Below are 15,734 nucleotides of genomic sequence, written 5' to 3'. Positions count from 1 at the left end.
AATGTACGTCATTGTCCATTTTATCTTTTCAGAATAGAGCGCATGTTGTTCTGTTTGGTTTTTGAGCGAAAGGCGTTCTGTTGATGGTGAGATGGTGAACGCAATTTCGTTGTAGTCCAAGGTGGATAATGTTGTCAGAATGTCCTTACTAATTATTAAAAATTATCATCTTATCAATAAGATAAAATTAATTCGCTAAGTTTCGAAATTTGACATTTAAGCTGTGCAAATTAGTCTGAGCTCCCAAGTCGTGGAAGCCAGTTATGCTTAGCATTTTTAGAAAAAACATCGTATTCATTTTCGCATTCATTGCTATTGCGTCTTCAAACGTTTCGTTTGCCGCGGATGAGCCAAAAGAAACGGTTGTTGTTGGCGTTATTGCTCAGCATTCAGAAAATCCCCAAATAGGGGATGAAATCGGTGCTTTCTACGGGATCAACCTTGAGTATCTGACTAACATTGCCAAGGTCCTCGAACTGAAATTGGAGCTTCGTTCCTATAGCACGATTCCTGCCCTGTTAACTGACATCGAAAATGGTACGGTTGATGGCGCGGTAGGTTTTAGCAAAACACCAGAAAGAATTAGCCACTTCTTATTTTCAGAACCTTTTTTCTCCAGCACGATTGCGGTCTGGTACCGCGATAGCAACTATAATCAACGTGATCCTCGAGAGCTTCAGTGGGTTTGTGTCGAGGGAAGTGTCTATTGTGGCTACATTAGAGAGGCGGGTGCAACCAAAGTACGTGAAGTAAAAACGCGCCTAAAAGCATTTGAAGCTGTACGCAGTGGTCGTGCCAATGCACTTATCTCAACGTATGTCGCCATTAATCAATATTTAGACCAAAACGATATTGTAAAAGGGGCAGTAGACATTCCGAGTTGGCTCAACGAGGAAGAAGTCAGTTTTATCACTTCAAAATCAAACCAAGATTTGGTCGACCGAATCAATAAGATCTTGAGCTGGGAACGTCGCGGAAAGAATATTCGCTCGGTCGCGTCGAAGAACCCATATCATGTTAACGACAAACTATTAGTCGAGTACCGTCGTGATCTCGATAGTAATAAAGCCATCACTTACAGCAGCAGCGAAGAAGCGTTCCCGTTTCTTTATCGCAATCCACACACGGCTCGCCTAGACGGTTTCCTGCCTGATTTCATCGACCTAATTCGTTCAAGAACAGGTCTAAAATTTGAGTACATAGAGCCCACGAACAGCTTAGATAGTGGATTGACTGCGTTTTCCTCTGACCTTGTTCCTGTCGCCTATGTTGATCATGTTCGGTCGTCTGATTGGCTAATTACGAAGCCTTTTATGCACAATAACTTTGTTGCGATTGAAGCGCTAGATGTGGAGAATCATCCTCCTCACGATGCGACGTCAGGCATTTTGATGAGTTTAAAAAAACAGGGACTGGTTAACTTAGACTCATGGAAGGAAGAGCGCTTTACTCGTTATGACGACTTGAAGCTACTTCTTAGTGATCTAAAGAACGGCGAAATTGATGTGGCTTACGTACCTGACGATATTGTTCACAGCATGATTGCGCAAGATAACATTGATGGACTGTTGATCAGCGAAAAGGATGTTCTGACGTTGTCGATTGCCTTTGCCGTTGCCAACCACAATACCAAGTTGAAGAAAATCTTGGATAGCATCATCGATACGATTGATGCCAAAGAGATCGACAAGTTGAACCGGACTTACCGCAATTTCAACCTTGTCTATGGCTATGATGAAGAAGAGATTACCACCATTGTACTGTTTGTCGCGGTCATTTTTGCGGTGCTTCTCGCCGTCGTCTACTTCGTATTGGCGCACCTCAAGCTGAAAGTGAACCTTGCTGAGCTCAATGCCACTAATGAAGAGAAAGAAAAACAGTGGTTGATGGGGATCATTCAAGAGATAAACAGCATTGTATTCATCCATGGTGAAGACAACCAGATTCAAATGAGTAACTGCTCTTTGTTCCTTAATCGGCGATGCAATGGTTGCACCATTCTCGACCGAAAAACCGCAAAACCGTTGGTCGATAATGCCCTTGAACTGCGTGAAGTAATCGAAGGTAAACGCATTACCGATACTAGCGCGTCCACCGGTTGCAAAGGTGGTATTCAGCATGTGTACCGCGAGCGAAAAACCATCCTTTCACCAAGCAGCAAGAAAAAATTTGTCCTAACGGTTCTTCAAGATATTACCGAACAAAAAGAACGTGAGTTTGCCTTGATTGATGCTCAGGAAAAAGCTCAAACGGCAGTGCGTGCACGTGAAAACTTCTTAGCGACCATGAGCCACGAACTAAGAACGCCACTGTCTGCGGCGCATGGGTTACTCGACTTATTAGAGCGTCAAACTCGAAGCGACACCAACAAAGAACTCATCACGCAAGCCATGCGTTCTCTTAATCACCTTAACGTGCTGGTGGACGAGGTCCTGGATTATTCAAAGCTTGAAGCAGGACAATTAAAAGTGACACCAGTAAAAACCAACGTCATTACAACCTTATGTGATGTTGTGCGTAGTTTTGAACCCAAAGCGCAGAGTAAGGGGTTGGATTACCGAGTGACTGTTAAACCCTTTACCAACCCTTGGTTAAAAGTAGACGCGGTTCGACTCGTACAAATTACGACGAACATCTTATCAAATGCGGTCAAGTTTACTTCTGATGGTGAGATACGGATTAGCATTGCGCTCAATCAAGAACAACTGATTCTAAAAATCGCCGACACCGGCATCGGTATGACGGAAGCGCAGTTGGATGGGATTCTTCAACCATTTGTTCAAGCGGACGATACGATCACTCGTAAATTTGGGGGTACAGGCTTAGGGCTAAGCATTGTTGATGGCCTTGTGGAATGCATGGGCGGAGACCTTCAGATTAACTCTGAATCGGGACTGGGGACGACCATCGTGGTTAAACTGCCTGTTAAGCTCTGCAAACCCAAAGCGCAACCTTCTATTGTATATAGCTACTCGCCGACATTGCCTGCCAATATTCGCGATTGGTGTGAAGTATGGGGAATGGAAGCAACCGATATTTCCCCAAGCCTTGCTGGAACATTTTCTGAGGAAGGGAAGTACCAAGGGCTTAATTTGAACTGCGGTTGTGACGCCATATGTTCACTAACCGCAGTAGAAGCAAAATATCCAGATACGTTGTTAAGTCTGTTGAGCCAAGGTTGTACACCGACAGTTGAGCCGATTAAGCCAGTAGATAAGGTCTCTTGGAAGCACGGTACGGTCTTGGTCGCAGAGGACAACCCAATAAACCAAAGTGTCATAACCATGCAGCTACGAGAACTCGGCATAGAACCCGTAATTGTGAGCAATGGTTTAGAAGCATGGCAATACGTAAATCAGGACGAATTCGTTACCTTGGTATTAACCGATTTCCATATGCCGGAGATGGATGGTTTTGAATTGGTGAACAAGCTCAAAGCAAATGAGGAGCTATCTAAAATCCCAGTTATTGGTGTGACCGCAGAGGATTCCCGTCTGGCAAACGAACGAGCGAAAACCATAGGGATCGACGACATTCTCTTTAAGCCATACGACCTTGAGCAGCTTAAGGTGAAATTGCTGCCTTACTTGAGTGAACAAAAAAACAATCTTTGGCCTGAATGGCTAGAGAAGTTTAGAGCGCAGGATGCAAAAGAGATCGCTAATGTCTTTAAAAGCTCGATGACGCAAGACGTAACCAATTTAAAAGCGGCAGAAAGTAAACAAGAGAAGAAACGAATTATTCACGGTATTAAAGGGGCGTTAGGGGCGATAGGCGTCACTATCTTAGCTGAGTTATGTGTTGAAGCCGAACAGGCAAGTGACGCGGATTTCGATTCGCACGTCACAGGACTTATTGACCGGATAGAACACGAAGTTAACCTCGCAGGACACTGGATTAAAGCTCATGAATAAACCACTGAACACGATGGTGATCGATGACCATCCTCTACAGATTACGTTGTTAAGGCAGATGTTATTACGTAACGGTGTTGATGTTGCTGCTTATGATAAGGTCGACGATGCGATAGCACATGCGAAACATAACAATTTAGATGTCATCTTTTGTGATTTACAGATGCCAGAGAAAGATGGCATCGACATGATGGAGATGCTCAATCAAATTGGCTACAAAGGCAAAGTTGTTCTAGTCAGTGCGATGGAGCTGACGATAGTGACAGCCGTGCGTGCGATGTGTGAAAGCTTTAGTTTTGAAGTGCTTGGAAAGCTATTGAAACCATACGAAGAGCAGCAAGTCATCGATATGCTGACTCAAGTGAACCTAGAACCAGTCAAAAGCACCAAATTTAACCAATGCGTAGACGTTCAAGACCAAGAGTTTTTGTTTGCGCTTGGCGAGGGACGCATCAAAAACTACTACCAACCGCTGGCGGACGCGAACAGTGGTGACATTATCGGATTTGAAGCTCTGGCTCGTTGGTTTCATCCCATCTATGGTGTTTTACCACCACATTGTTTTTTGCCGATTGTTGAACGTTGTCATTTGTCCGCCGAGTTGTTTGATGCCGTGTTTAGTAACGCGTTATACGACATTAAGCATCGTGGACTCACTCAAAAAGTCTCAATCAACGTTGACCACGATAATCTTGAAGATTGCGAGTTCGCAAGCCAGTTTATTCAGCGATGTTACGAAAACGGCATCAGCCCAGACCAATTTACAATAGAAATTACCGAGCGTGATACTTTTCAGACCAGCGCCGCACTCTACAAAAACTTACTCAAATTCAGAATGAATGGCGTGACGGTGAGTATCGATGATTTTGGTACTGGCTCGTCATCGCTAGAAAAACTCGCTCAATTGCCTTTTAACGAACTGAAAATAGACCGCTCGTTTATACAGGGGTTAGTGAATGACCCGAAAAAGAAAAACATCGTGCTCGCAATATGTGCACTAGCAAAAAGTCTCAACATTAGCGTCGTCGCAGAGGGGGTGGAAGACGAGATTACGCTGCAAGCCATGCGCCAATACACGATCGATGTTTGCCAAGGTTATTACATCGATAAACCAATGCCTTTAGAAGCCATAACAATACTGAATTAAAAGAATGATGAACAAAATAAACTGCCTGATCTTTGATGATCACCCACTTGTCTGTATCGCCATTAAATCGCTTGTTGAAAGCCTAGGTATCGCCAATGAAGTGATGACGGCAACAAGCTCAAAAGAAGCTTTAAAAATGCTTAAAGAAGGCGATATCGGGCTGCTTATCTTAGACGTGAACCTTGCTGATTGTGATGGTTACGACTTTTATAAACGTATTAAATCCCATGGTTTTAGCGGAAAAGTGATTTTCTTTTCTGCTGAGACTAGCCATATGTATAGTCAAATGGCATTCCGTTCAGGGGCCGATGGTTATGTCTGTAAATCCGAAAATCACGAGATCTTAAAAGACGCTATAGAGGCGGTTGCGAAAGGGTATTCATTCTTCAAGTTCAAACAAACAGTGGAAGAGCATCGAAATGTCCCAACGTTATCAAGCCGAGAAAGCGCGGTGATGAAGTTACTTCTACAAGGGAAAAGTAACCGAGATATTGCCGATGTTCTGTCGATCAGTGACAAAACCGTCAGTACATACAAGCGCAGAGTCATGGATAAGTTCAACGTGAAGAACATCGTGGAGCTTTCAAAAGTCGTGGATACTTAAAGGGTAAGGGATGAACCTGAAAAATATTTATTTGTCTTTTTTCTTTAGTGCGCTTTTGTTTACCACTTCAATGACCATGATCGGTGCGATGTTGATCTCCCATGAAGTGAAGCAGTTTAAGATTTACACTCAGGGGATATCCAAGACCAAGCAAAAAGTCACCTTACTTGGTCTATTGATGGAATCTGAATTGGCACGTTATGAAGGTTCCACAGCTCATGAGATTAATGAACTGACGGAATTCAGTTTTCAAGATGCGATCTACGCGTTAGAGCCGGGCAGCGAACTGGACTATGTCGAAACGATTGCGCGGAAAGTACTGCACGAGGCTGAAGGGTATTTAGCAAACGTTTATGAACGAATTGATGTCGTGCTTTACTTTCGTTCATATACGGCGAGCAAATTGATTCTCGAGAATCCGATTAAAGAGCTTGAGAACTTGTCTGAACCTTTTGATATTGATTGGTGTAAACAAACGTACTCTTGCGTACTCGCGGCATGGAAGGATCAGCTAACCGATCGCATTCTCATTTCTAAACCTTTTAAAACGACGTATTCGGAGAGTAGGGCATTTAGTGTGATTAGCCCTGTTTACTACCAAGGTGAGATTGTTGGTGAATTTGGAGAGCAAATTTTTCTCGATTCACTCAAGGTCGAAGGGAAAGCCCTAAAAGTGGATATCAACAATGGCAACAAACACATCGTTGTTTACTACCCACATTACCCGTGGTCAGACTTCGCATATACACAAAGCTACGTTGCGGATAACAACAACTTAATCGTTTATCAATTTCCATTCAGTAAAATACTGATTGATTTCGGATTCCTGTTCCTAATCATGTTTGTATCTATTTATGGATACTATTCAAAGGCGCAAGAGTCCAAAGAAAGCAAAATTCAATTAGCCAATGCAATCAGTGATGCAACCAAAGATGAATTGACTGGTTTGTTCAATCGTAAGGTGTTCAAGGAACAAGCGTTCAAGAATAAGATAAAAATGACTCCGTTTACTGTAGTTGCTATTGATGGCGATAGAGTGAAACGCATCAATGATAAATATGGTCATCATGTTGGTGACGAGGTGATCGTGATTATTGCGGATGCGATGAAGAAAGTGTTTAGAGTGTCTGACTACTTGATTCGCACGGGAGGGGATGAGTTTATTGCGATTCTACCAGGATGCAGCGAGAGTAAATCTCTGATGTTGGCCAAAAAGCTGCAAAATGCCGTGACAGAGAACCGTTTAAAAAGCTTGGATATTAATGTAAGTGTCAGTACCGGACTTGCCATGAGCAACGAACACGAGACGTTAAATGATGTGATCATGCGCGCGGATGAGGACCTTTATGAAACAAAACGGCATCGTAGTTACTCTGAAACTGTGTCTTAAACGGGAAAATCAGTGTAAATGACTATATTGTTATTAATTGAAAAGATAAGAGTTTGATAAACTTGACCAAAACGTGACTTTGGTCTTCTATAGTAAAGCAGCTCATTCAAAGGCTGCTTTCTTTGTATTTGGCCGAAACTAATTATAAAAAACACAACTTTAATCTTTGATTCTACTTGGTAACCACACTGTGAATAAAGATCTCGACCTAAATCTCCTCAAAATACTGGTGCTGTTAGAGCGTCATCGTCAACTTAAACCTGTTGCTAAGGCATTGGGTAAAAGTGAAGCCTCGATCAGTAAATACCTCACTCGTTTGCGAACACAATTAGAGGATGAGTTGTTTATCCGTCATGCACATCATTTTGAACCGACGGATTATTTAAAGCGTAAACTTCCTGAAATTACAGGGGCGCTTGATCAACTTGAATCGTGCTTAGTTCGACGTGAGTTTGACCCGCTTTCATACGAAAAGAGCATTACGATTTGTTTGCCTCAATCCGCTCAGTACTCATTTGGACACCTTTTGCTTGGGGATTTGATGTCTTTGTTCCCTAATGCTTACATCACTGTATCAAGCAGTACCGACCACACGATTGAAGATATCTTGGAAGATAAAGTAGACATGCAATTGCACTACTTCAACGAAGAGTATCCTAAGTCCATCCATCAGCAATTTATTGGTTATGCGCCAGCTGTTGTTGTTGTTCCGGAAGAGCTCGGTATTAGCGATTTAGAGAAAGCGTGTGATCTTCCTTTCATTTTATTAGAAATGAATGGTTGGAAGGATCGAGAACAAGTGACGAAGCGCGCGTTGGAGAAAAGCGGAATAAACATTAACCGTGTGGCAACGATGGGAAATATCACAAGCTTATTGCAGGCGATTAAACACCAAGGTGCAGCGACAATTTTGCTTGAATACCAAAGACCCATTAACGGTTTCAATTTTATCTCTGTACCAGAGAGCTTTTACCCAGATGGTCGCCCTAAAGTGGTGGTACAGATGAAACAAACTCATCGCTACAATTCAATGCATCAGCTACTGACGGATGCCATCTCGAAGTATGTCAATGTCTAACAGCATAAGCTGCCGCACTCTTCTTGAGGAAGGGTGTTGAGCAGTTCAACAACGGATTCTGCGTGGTACTTTTTCAGAATGCGTGTTTTGTAAGTACTGATGGTTTTCGCACTTAATGACAGTTGCTCAGAAATCTTTTTATTTGAGTAACCTTGCGCTAAATAATGGAAAACCATCGCTTCTCGATTCGATAAAGTGACGTTACCTGAGGACTGGTTGTGCGTCGCTTTAAACATCGAATATCCGCGTGTTACGCTGAGAACCGCATCCATGATGGTTGCTTTCGCCTCATTCTTATTCAAAAAACCGTGTGCACCCATCTCAAAGGCCGCTTTAGATAAACTTGAATAATCACGGGATGAAATAAACAGGATCTTTCCTTGATAGCCAGTTGCAAGAATATTCTTAGCTAAACGCATACCATCTCTATCACCTAGCACAACATCCAGAATAACCAAGTCAATTGGTTGGTTACGAATCAACTCCATTACCTCTGCGCTGTCTGTTGATTCAACGACATTCACGGATTTAAATGCGCTTTGAACGAGAGAAGCCAGAGCCTCACTATATAACGGTTGGTCGTCGATAATAAGAACGCTATTCATATTTATGCCTCACCTTATATTTCAATTTACTGGCCGCATCCCTTCAGCAGTCATTTAATGTGGAAGGATTGTAGGAAAAATCCGTGGCGAGCGGGTGAAAATGACAATTTCACTATTTGAAACTTGCTGTCTCAATTGTGAGATGATGTCGCAGTAAAAATAATGAAATCAATTAGATGCAGGATGAAAGATTCGCAGTGTTGCATTGACGTCCGTCTCTTTCTTTGGGGTCGGAAAAAGCTTACAAAAACTTAAAACCCTATAAAATACAATGACATGCCGCTTCTTCATGAAAGGTGTTAATTTGCGGTAAAGGAACGTGTTTTTTACTATTTCTTCCTTGCTGTTCTTATGGAGTAGGCGGAATGCTAAATAGGATTAAAAAAATAAAACACAAATTTTACCTGATTTTAAGTACCGTTATTTTGGTGCTTTTTGCGATAACCGCAGTCGGTGTACTTACTACCAACCAAATCAATACAAACTTTATTCACTTTCAATCGATTAATAGCAGTGCATTTGAAGCAACTGAAATCGAAGCGAATCTTCTAACTGCAAGAATTAATGCATTAACCTATCGAACAAACCGAGATCGCCTATTTTTCAATCAAGCAATGGAGGCGTTAAATCTGGCTAAAGACGAGGCGCAAAAGCAAGCATTAAGTTCGGAGGATGATGAGCGTAAGTTGCGCTTTGAAAAGGTTTCGTCTCAGCTTGAACAGTATATGGTGCACTTGGGAGAAGTTTCTCAATTAATGGCGAAAAGAAATACCGATGTGAATGCTTTAGTTTCTTATCAAAAAGAGATAGAAAACAAACTCATGCGCCGTTTGAACAAACACACAACTGAGCGAGGTGTGATAGCAGATGCGACTTTGGTGTTTAAGGCGCTTACTCAAGAAGCAACGGAATACTTGTTAACCAACAGCGAGCAAGACTATGAGCAATTTGAAGCGAAGCTGGATCACTGGAAGAGATTCATGATACAGCTTCATTTTTTTGATCAAGACAAACTCAACGAATTAACTGGACACCTTTCAACTGCGTTATCCAGTGTTGCAGAAACCATTCGAGCAAGGAATCAACGTTGGGATGCACTTAAAGATATTGGTTTTGAAATTGCCGACCAAATCAACGCAATAAAATTGGATGCAGTTAATGACCAGAATGTTTTGAAGGAAGAAATTCAACAAACGACAGAACAAGCGACGATGAATGTAGCCTTGGCATTGTTGATTGGTTTACCTGCAGTGACGTTTTTGTGTCTATTTATCTCTAAAGACATCACGAACAATGTCATCTTTGCAAAGCAAGTAGCGGAGAAATTGAGCCGAGGTGAAATTAGTGTAGAGCAGCAGCATGCAAAAGGCAGTGATGAGGTTTCTGAAATGCTTGTTGCGTTACACAACATGGAAGAGCAGCTGTATAAAACCGTTTCTGAAGTTATCTCTTGTAGCGACCTTCTTGCTTCGGCATCAGAGCAACTTTCTGCAGTAAATTCCGAAATCTTGAGCAATGCGCAGTCCCAGCAATTGGAAACTGACCAAGTAGCGACAGCGGTGAATGAAATGACGGTGGCGATTGCAGAGGTAGCACAAAGCGCAAACGGAGCGTCACGGGAAGCAGAAATTGCATCGGAGGTCTCCGACAGAGGGCAGAGTGTTATGAACAGTGCGATGCAACAAGTTGGTGGACTTGCTGAACAGATGGGAAGCATGAGTCAAGAAGTTGGGACGCTTTCTAATGGTACTGCGGAAGTGGCAGACATTACCGAAGTTATCCAAACCATAGCTGAACAAACGAACTTGTTGGCGTTAAACGCTGCGATTGAAGCTGCACGAGCGGGCGATCAAGGTCGGGGCTTTGCCGTTGTTGCTGATGAGGTTCGTCAATTAGCGCAGGAAACACAAAAAGCGGTCGAAAAGATTGGGAATCGTATTACTACGCTGCAACAAAATACCTCGCAAGTGGTTGAATCTATCGATGCAGGCCAGCACATGTTGGAACAAACTGTGCAGCAATCGGCTTCTGCCAATGATGCGTTTTTAAGTATTTCATCAAATATTGATCAAACGAATGCATTGAACACACAGATTGCAGCCGCGACAGAAGAGCAATCTGCGACCGCAGAAATGATCAACCAAAGTGTTGTCTCTGTTCGCGATCAAGTTGACCAGACGGTAAATATGATTCAAGACAGCAACCAAGCCGCCGATGAGTTGGCGAAGATGTCGATAAACCTCTCTGATCAGATTCGCTTTTTTAAACTGCAATAAAATAAGAAGGGCAGACGCTATTTTGTGTCTGCCTTTGTATTTGCGCTTGCAGGAGGAAGACGATTACGTAAAGATCCCTTTTTTTGTTCTATTTTGAGTCTGTTATGAGCCAACCTTCTTTTGAATCCATTGTTCACTCCCGTCGTTCTGTACGTAAGTACGATGGCAGTGCTGAATTTAACCACAGTGATGTTGCGGATGCCCTTGAGCTGACAACATTGAGCCCAAACAGCAGCAACATGCAGATGTGGGAATTTCATCGTGTTATTTCATCTGAAAAACGCGAACAACTTGCAGAATTTTGTATGGGGCAAAATGCAGCGAAAACAGCAAATGAACTGGTTGTGTTTGTTGCTACGACTCATAACTGGCAAGAGCGCGCCAAGCGCAACGCAGAGACTGTGCGTCAAGCTTTTGAAAACCGTGACGACGCTGCGGCTAAGCGCGCTCTTAAGTATTACGAAAAACTGATTCCAATGGTTTACAACAATGATGCATTTGGCCTTCGTGGCGTTGTGCGCAACTTATACAGTTGGTGGTTGGGGCGCAATAAGCCAATGGTTCGCGAAGTCAGTAAGTCGGATATTCGTGTTTGTTTGCACAAGAGTGTTTCTTTAGCCGCGATGACGTTTATGTATGCGATGCGTGAAAAGGGGTACGACACGTGCCCAATGGAAGGCTTTGATTCAAAAAGAGTAAAGCAGCTTCTTGGATTACGCGGTAGTGACCAGATCACCATGATCATCAGCTGCGGTGTAAGAAGTGAAGAAGGCGTGTATGGAGAGCGTCATCGCGTTGCTAACGACAGCGTGATTAAATCACATTAATTAACACTAAACTTTTCTGCCGCTACGCCGTTAACAGTAGTGAGTAAACTGCGATATTGAGTCGTTGAATGTGTTTTGTTCGAAAATGAGACAAAATTTCAGCATTTGATAGAGAAGTGTGCAGTTCGCATCCTTTTGATTATTTACAAATTCTGTCTCAACGACTACAAAAGGACTCTTGGATTTTTCGCCTGTGAAGTGATTCTCTGTGGCATTGCATCAAGCCTCTTTTTCTTGATGCGTATTTTGGATAATTGGGTTTATGAGTAACGTAACCAGCACCATTTTGACTGAAAGTGGCACCAATGAACTTGAAATCATTGAGTTCCATCTAGAAAAACAAATGCCAGATGGCAGCACAAAAACATGTTTTTACGGCATTAACGTCGCTAAGGTTCGCGAAGTGATTCGCGTCCCAGAGACGACTGATTATCCGAACGCCCAACCGCACATGATTGGTGTCTTTTCTTCTCGTGAAGTGCTTACGCCTCTTGTTGATCTTGCTGGTTGGTTAGGTGTCCCGACACGCCGTGATTTAGAACGTAAGTTTGTTATCGTTACTGACTTTAACAAGATGACTAATGGCTTCTTGATCGACAGTATTTCTCGTATTCATCGTATTTCTTGGAATGATGTTGAATCTCCAAGCCAGTTTCTAGAAGCTGGGGAGCAAGATTGTGTCGTTGCCGTTGTGCGTAAAGATGGCAACTTAATCATGATTCTCGATTTCGAAAAAATCATTGCTGACATCAACCCAGAACTGAGCATGGAAAAATACGATGTGACGGGCGATAAATCGGTTGATTTGAACCAGCGAATGGTTGGCAAACGTAATGCTAAAACTATTATGGTTGTGGATGACTCTGCATTTATTCGTTCTTTGATTCAAGATACCTTGGCTTCTGCGGGTTATAACGTGATCACTTGTAAAGATGGTGGTGAAGCGTATGAAAAGCTAATGAGCTTGATTGAAGTGGCGAAAGAAGAAAACTTACCAGTGCGTGAGTTGCTTGATGCTGTCGTCACTGACGTTGAGATGCCTCGTATGGACGGCATGCACTTAGTGAAACGACTGCGTGATACAGAAGCGTACAACCAAACTCCAATTGTGATGTTCTCTTCTTTGATGAGTGAAGACAACCGCGCGAAGGCATTATCTCTTGGTGCGAATGACACCATCACCAAGCCTGAGATAGGCCGTATGGTGAATATGATGGATAAACACGTGTTTAATTTTGCGTAGTCTATCCGACAGTGAACAAAAAGGCTGCCAATTTGGCAGCCTTTTGTTTTATTAAGGACAAGGAAGAATCTCTAGCGTGTAGCTCTCATTCTCTGATTCTGGCGGTCCATATAAAATGCCACATTGAGTAAGGCTAGCGCGGGGTTCATCTGCTGCAGCAATAACCATTTCACGTGTACTTGAACCCGATGGATGTCGGATAATCTTCCAATCTGAGTCCGAACCATCAATTCCCTGAACTAATAATGGAAGGCTATCATTGTCCGCATCTGGGTAGCCGTAAAGAAATACACAGTACTTCGAGCCATTTAGCTCACAACCATCGAAAGGCAGTGCTTGCATTGGTGTTTTGCCGTGTGTGTTTTTGTTTGAAACATAGGCAAGGTGCTCTTGCCCTGTAGTTGCTAGTTTTGCATACCCGACGCCTAGGCCAGAAGCTATCGCACCTTTCATCCCTTCCAAGCGAGCTTCACGAGCATCGTCTTGAATGTTTAAAAAGCGCGGAGCAGCGGTGACAGCCAAAATACCAAGGATAACGATAACAACAACAAGCTCAATTAAAGTAAAACCTGATTTTCTTTTCATAAATCATCTTTTAATTAGGTTGATACGATAGTCTAATGTTTTTAATTTATATGGTGCTATAGACTATTAATTTCCATAAATGGTGAATTTATATGGTACATCCACTCTAAAATGGAGTGTGATTATAGTTCCGTTTATTTGTGCTGGATAGTGTGGAAATCGTAAATCTAGCGTTGCAAATCTGTATGAATTGTAAAGTCGTAGAAACTGAGACTAAGAAGTTCAAATGTTGACACATTTTGATTGTGTTTTAGTGCGCTTTGATGAATCCTACGCAGGGCGAGAGTGGGGGAATTATTACTATCTGATATTCATTCTGCTTTCTAATCATAAAATCAAATATAAGAATGACATCGATGGAATTCGATTCTACAAACTTGCTTGCTATGGGGCTGATCTTCTTAGGCTCTTACGTTCAAACCGCGATTGGATTTGGCCTTGCTATTGTCGCCGCGCCACTACTCATTCTCTGGGCTCCAGAGTATGTGCCTGCGCCTATCTGTTTGGTCGCATTGTTTATCTCGTTAATGAATGCGATGAAGCACAGAAGCAGCGTCGAAATTGGCGGTTTAAAGATGGCACTGATTGGACGTGTTCCCGGATCAATTGCTGGTGGCGTCTTACTGTTTTTCGTTTCGACAGAAGCATTAACTTTATGGATTGGCTTTTTGGTTCTGTTTGCCGTTTCCGTCAGCGTGTTGCCATTTCGTATTGAACCTACGCCAGGTCGTATGACTTTTGCTGGATTCTTTTCTGGTTTATTTGGTACGAGTTCTGCTATTGGTGGACCACCAATGGCGCTTTTATTGCAACATCAAGAAGCAAATCAGTTACGTGGTAACCTGTCAGCGTTTTTTGTGTTCAGTTCTATTATCTCTTTGATTGTTCAGATCCCTGTGGGTTTCTTTAACTTACATCATCTGGTGATTACTTTGCCCTTGCTACCAGCGGCAGCACTTGGTTACTGGTTAGCGGTAAAAACAACGCAGTCTTTACCAAAAGAAAAGATTCGTTTTGGCGCTCTCACACTGTGCTTTGTTAGTGGTATTACTGCGGTGATCCAAGGTCTCTCTTTGTAGTTATCCTAGAAGGTCAAATTCGCTTTACAAAACGCGTTCTCACTATAGAATCGTGTCACTTTTCTTTGTCGAGTTAGTTATGAACAACAGTCGTTACGGCAATTTCATGGCAGCGTTGTCCTTTGTAATCTGGGGATTACTGCCTATTTACTATCGTTTTTTACCTAATGCTTCAATGGATGAACTATTGGCACTGCGCATTATTGGTTCAGTTCCGGTTGGTTTTATTATGGTTTTGGCGATCACCCGCCATTGGCCTAAATGGACGGCAATTTGGCAAGATAAAAAATCACTATGGTATACGTTTGTTGCCAGTAGTTTGATGTGTATATCCTGGGTGGCGTTTACGTGGGCGTTAACGAATAACCGTGTTATTGATGCTAGCTTAGGCTTTTTTATAGGTCCGCTTGTCTCAGTGGCCCTTGGGGTGTTTGTCTTAGGAGATAAGCTTTCAAAAGGGCAGTTTATTGCGATATTACTGGCATCAATTGGTGTTATCTACCAGGTGATTCAATATGGTCAGTTACCTTTAGTTGCGTTGACGATGGGGTTGTTCTTTTCACTCTATGGCTTATTCAAGAAAAAGATCAATTATGATTGGAGTACAACGCTTTTTGTCGAAGCCATTGTGTTAACACCGTTTGCCTTAACGTATTTATTTATTAAACAGTGGAGCTTTGGTCAGCTAGCATCAACGGTTGATGTAACAACATTTATGCTCTATTTGGGGAGTGCTCCGGTTACGCTATTACCGTTAATTTTCTACTCCATTGCTATTCGTATTACTAACTTATCAACGGTTGGTTTAATGCAATACATCGAGCCGAGTTTACAGTTTGTTTTAGCCGTTGTATTTTTTGGAGAAGTATTCGATAGCGTAAAAGCCGTGACATTTGCATTTATTTGGGTAGGGCTGCTATTTACTATCTTTGAAGGGATCGCCAAACTTGCCAAGCGCAAAAAGCTTGCCGACCACTCACTTTAAT

Annotated in this window: 12 protein-coding genes; 10 read left to right on the top strand and 2 right to left on the bottom strand. The window is 42.5% G+C overall.

The annotated features are described in order from the left end of the window. Positions 1-263 precede the first annotated feature (263 nt). From VJL_RS13125 to VJL_RS13105, 5 genes are all read left to right on the top strand, one after another. On the top strand, positions 264-3,914 hold the full coding sequence (locus VJL_RS13125; RefSeq protein ID WP_038878533.1) for an ATP-binding protein: 3,651 nt from the start codon (positions 264-266) through the stop codon (positions 3,912-3,914). Continuing rightward, entirely contained in the window at positions 3,907-5,061 is a 1,155-nt protein-coding gene (locus VJL_RS13120) for an EAL domain-containing response regulator (RefSeq protein WP_038867784.1), read from the top strand. Before VJL_RS13125 ends, VJL_RS13120 begins: the two co-directional genes overlap by 8 nt. A 4-nt stretch (positions 5,062-5,065) precedes the next feature. Next, positions 5,066-5,665: a response regulator transcription factor gene (locus VJL_RS13115; protein WP_038878529.1), complete on the top strand. Its 600-nt coding sequence runs from the start codon at positions 5,066-5,068 to the stop codon at positions 5,663-5,665. Between the two features lie 10 nt (positions 5,666-5,675). Then, on the top strand, positions 5,676-7,055 hold the full coding sequence (locus tag VJL_RS13110; protein WP_038867781.1) for a diguanylate cyclase: 1,380 nt from the start codon (positions 5,676-5,678) through the stop codon (positions 7,053-7,055). A 190-nt stretch (positions 7,056-7,245) separates the two neighbouring features. After that, entirely contained in the window at positions 7,246-8,133 is an 888-nt protein-coding gene (locus VJL_RS13105) for a LysR substrate-binding domain-containing protein (protein WP_038867779.1), read from the top strand. Here VJL_RS13105 and VJL_RS13100 read toward each other — a convergent pair. Then, the gene (locus VJL_RS13100; RefSeq protein WP_038867777.1) at positions 8,130-8,738 is read right to left on the bottom strand and encodes a response regulator transcription factor; all 609 of its coding nucleotides are present in this window, start codon (positions 8,736-8,738) and stop codon (positions 8,130-8,132) included. The genes VJL_RS13105 and VJL_RS13100 overlap by 4 nt on opposite strands. Before the next feature lie 365 nt (positions 8,739-9,103). Here VJL_RS13100 and VJL_RS13095 point away from each other — a divergent pair, with 365 nt between their 5' ends. The 3 genes from VJL_RS13095 (at position 9,104) to VJL_RS13085 (ending at position 13,084) form a co-directional block, all read left to right on the top strand. Then, a complete protein-coding gene (locus VJL_RS13095; protein WP_038878526.1) occupies positions 9,104-11,014 on the top strand; it encodes a HAMP domain-containing methyl-accepting chemotaxis protein in 1,911 nt (636 codons plus the stop codon). 104 nt (positions 11,015-11,118) lie between these two features. Next, a complete protein-coding gene (locus VJL_RS13090) occupies positions 11,119-11,841 on the top strand; it encodes a nitroreductase family protein (RefSeq protein ID WP_038878523.1) in 723 nt (240 codons plus the stop codon). 262 nt (positions 11,842-12,103) lie between these two features. Beyond that, positions 12,104-13,084, top strand: coding sequence for a chemotaxis protein (locus tag VJL_RS13085; protein ID WP_038867771.1), 981 nt, complete (start codon positions 12,104-12,106; stop codon positions 13,082-13,084). Positions 13,085-13,135: 51 nt separating this feature from the next. Here the strand turns inward: VJL_RS13085 and VJL_RS13080 are convergent, their stop codons facing one another. Continuing rightward, on the bottom strand, positions 13,136-13,669 hold the full coding sequence (locus tag VJL_RS13080) for a type II secretion system protein (protein WP_038878522.1): 534 nt from the start codon (positions 13,667-13,669) through the stop codon (positions 13,136-13,138). A gap of 356 nt (positions 13,670-14,025) precedes the next feature. Between VJL_RS13080 and VJL_RS13075 the strand changes: the two genes are divergently transcribed. Together VJL_RS13075 and rarD are read left to right on the top strand one after the other, a co-directional pair. After that, positions 14,026-14,748 carry a sulfite exporter TauE/SafE family protein gene (locus VJL_RS13075; RefSeq protein ID WP_038867766.1) on the top strand — a complete coding sequence of 241 codons (723 nt, stop codon included), beginning with the start codon at positions 14,026-14,028 and terminating at the stop codon, positions 14,746-14,748. A gap of 79 nt (positions 14,749-14,827) precedes the next feature. Continuing rightward, complete coding sequence (gene rarD / locus VJL_RS13070) at positions 14,828-15,733, top strand: EamA family transporter RarD (protein ID WP_038878519.1); 906 nt, start codon at positions 14,828-14,830, stop codon at positions 15,731-15,733. The last annotated feature ends 1 nt before the right edge of the window (position 15,734 follow it).

This window comes from Vibrio jasicida CAIM 1864 = LMG 25398 (assembly GCF_000400365.1).
In the GTDB taxonomy this organism is placed as follows: Bacteria; Pseudomonadota; Gammaproteobacteria; order Enterobacterales; family Vibrionaceae; genus Vibrio; species Vibrio jasicida.
This window is presented reverse-complemented; position numbering and strand designations above follow the sequence as displayed.

What these genes read in the sequence shown, in the direction of transcription:
- VJL_RS13095 (WP_038878526.1), top strand. Translation starts at nt 9,104, where the DNA reads ATGCTAAATAGGATTAAAAAAATAAAACACAAATTTTACCTGATTTTA.
- VJL_RS13085 (WP_038867771.1), top strand. Translation starts at nt 12,104, where the DNA reads ATGAGTAACGTAACCAGCACCATTTTGACTGAAAGTGGCACCAATGAA.
- VJL_RS13125 (WP_038878533.1), top strand. Translation starts at nt 264, where the DNA reads ATGCTTAGCATTTTTAGAAAAAACATCGTATTCATTTTCGCATTCATT.
- VJL_RS13100 (WP_038867777.1), bottom strand. Translation starts at nt 8,738, where the DNA reads ATGAATAGCGTTCTTATTATCGACGACCAACCGTTATATAGTGAGGCT.
- VJL_RS13110 (WP_038867781.1), top strand. Translation starts at nt 5,676, where the DNA reads ATGAACCTGAAAAATATTTATTTGTCTTTTTTCTTTAGTGCGCTTTTG.
- rarD (WP_038878519.1), top strand. Translation starts at nt 14,828, where the DNA reads ATGAACAACAGTCGTTACGGCAATTTCATGGCAGCGTTGTCCTTTGTA.
- VJL_RS13080 (WP_038878522.1), bottom strand. Translation starts at nt 13,669, where the DNA reads ATGAAAAGAAAATCAGGTTTTACTTTAATTGAGCTTGTTGTTGTTATC.
- VJL_RS13075 (WP_038867766.1), top strand. Translation starts at nt 14,026, where the DNA reads ATGGAATTCGATTCTACAAACTTGCTTGCTATGGGGCTGATCTTCTTA.
- VJL_RS13090 (WP_038878523.1), top strand. Translation starts at nt 11,119, where the DNA reads ATGAGCCAACCTTCTTTTGAATCCATTGTTCACTCCCGTCGTTCTGTA.
- VJL_RS13120 (WP_038867784.1), top strand. Translation starts at nt 3,907, where the DNA reads ATGAATAAACCACTGAACACGATGGTGATCGATGACCATCCTCTACAG.
- VJL_RS13115 (WP_038878529.1), top strand. Translation starts at nt 5,066, where the DNA reads ATGATGAACAAAATAAACTGCCTGATCTTTGATGATCACCCACTTGTC.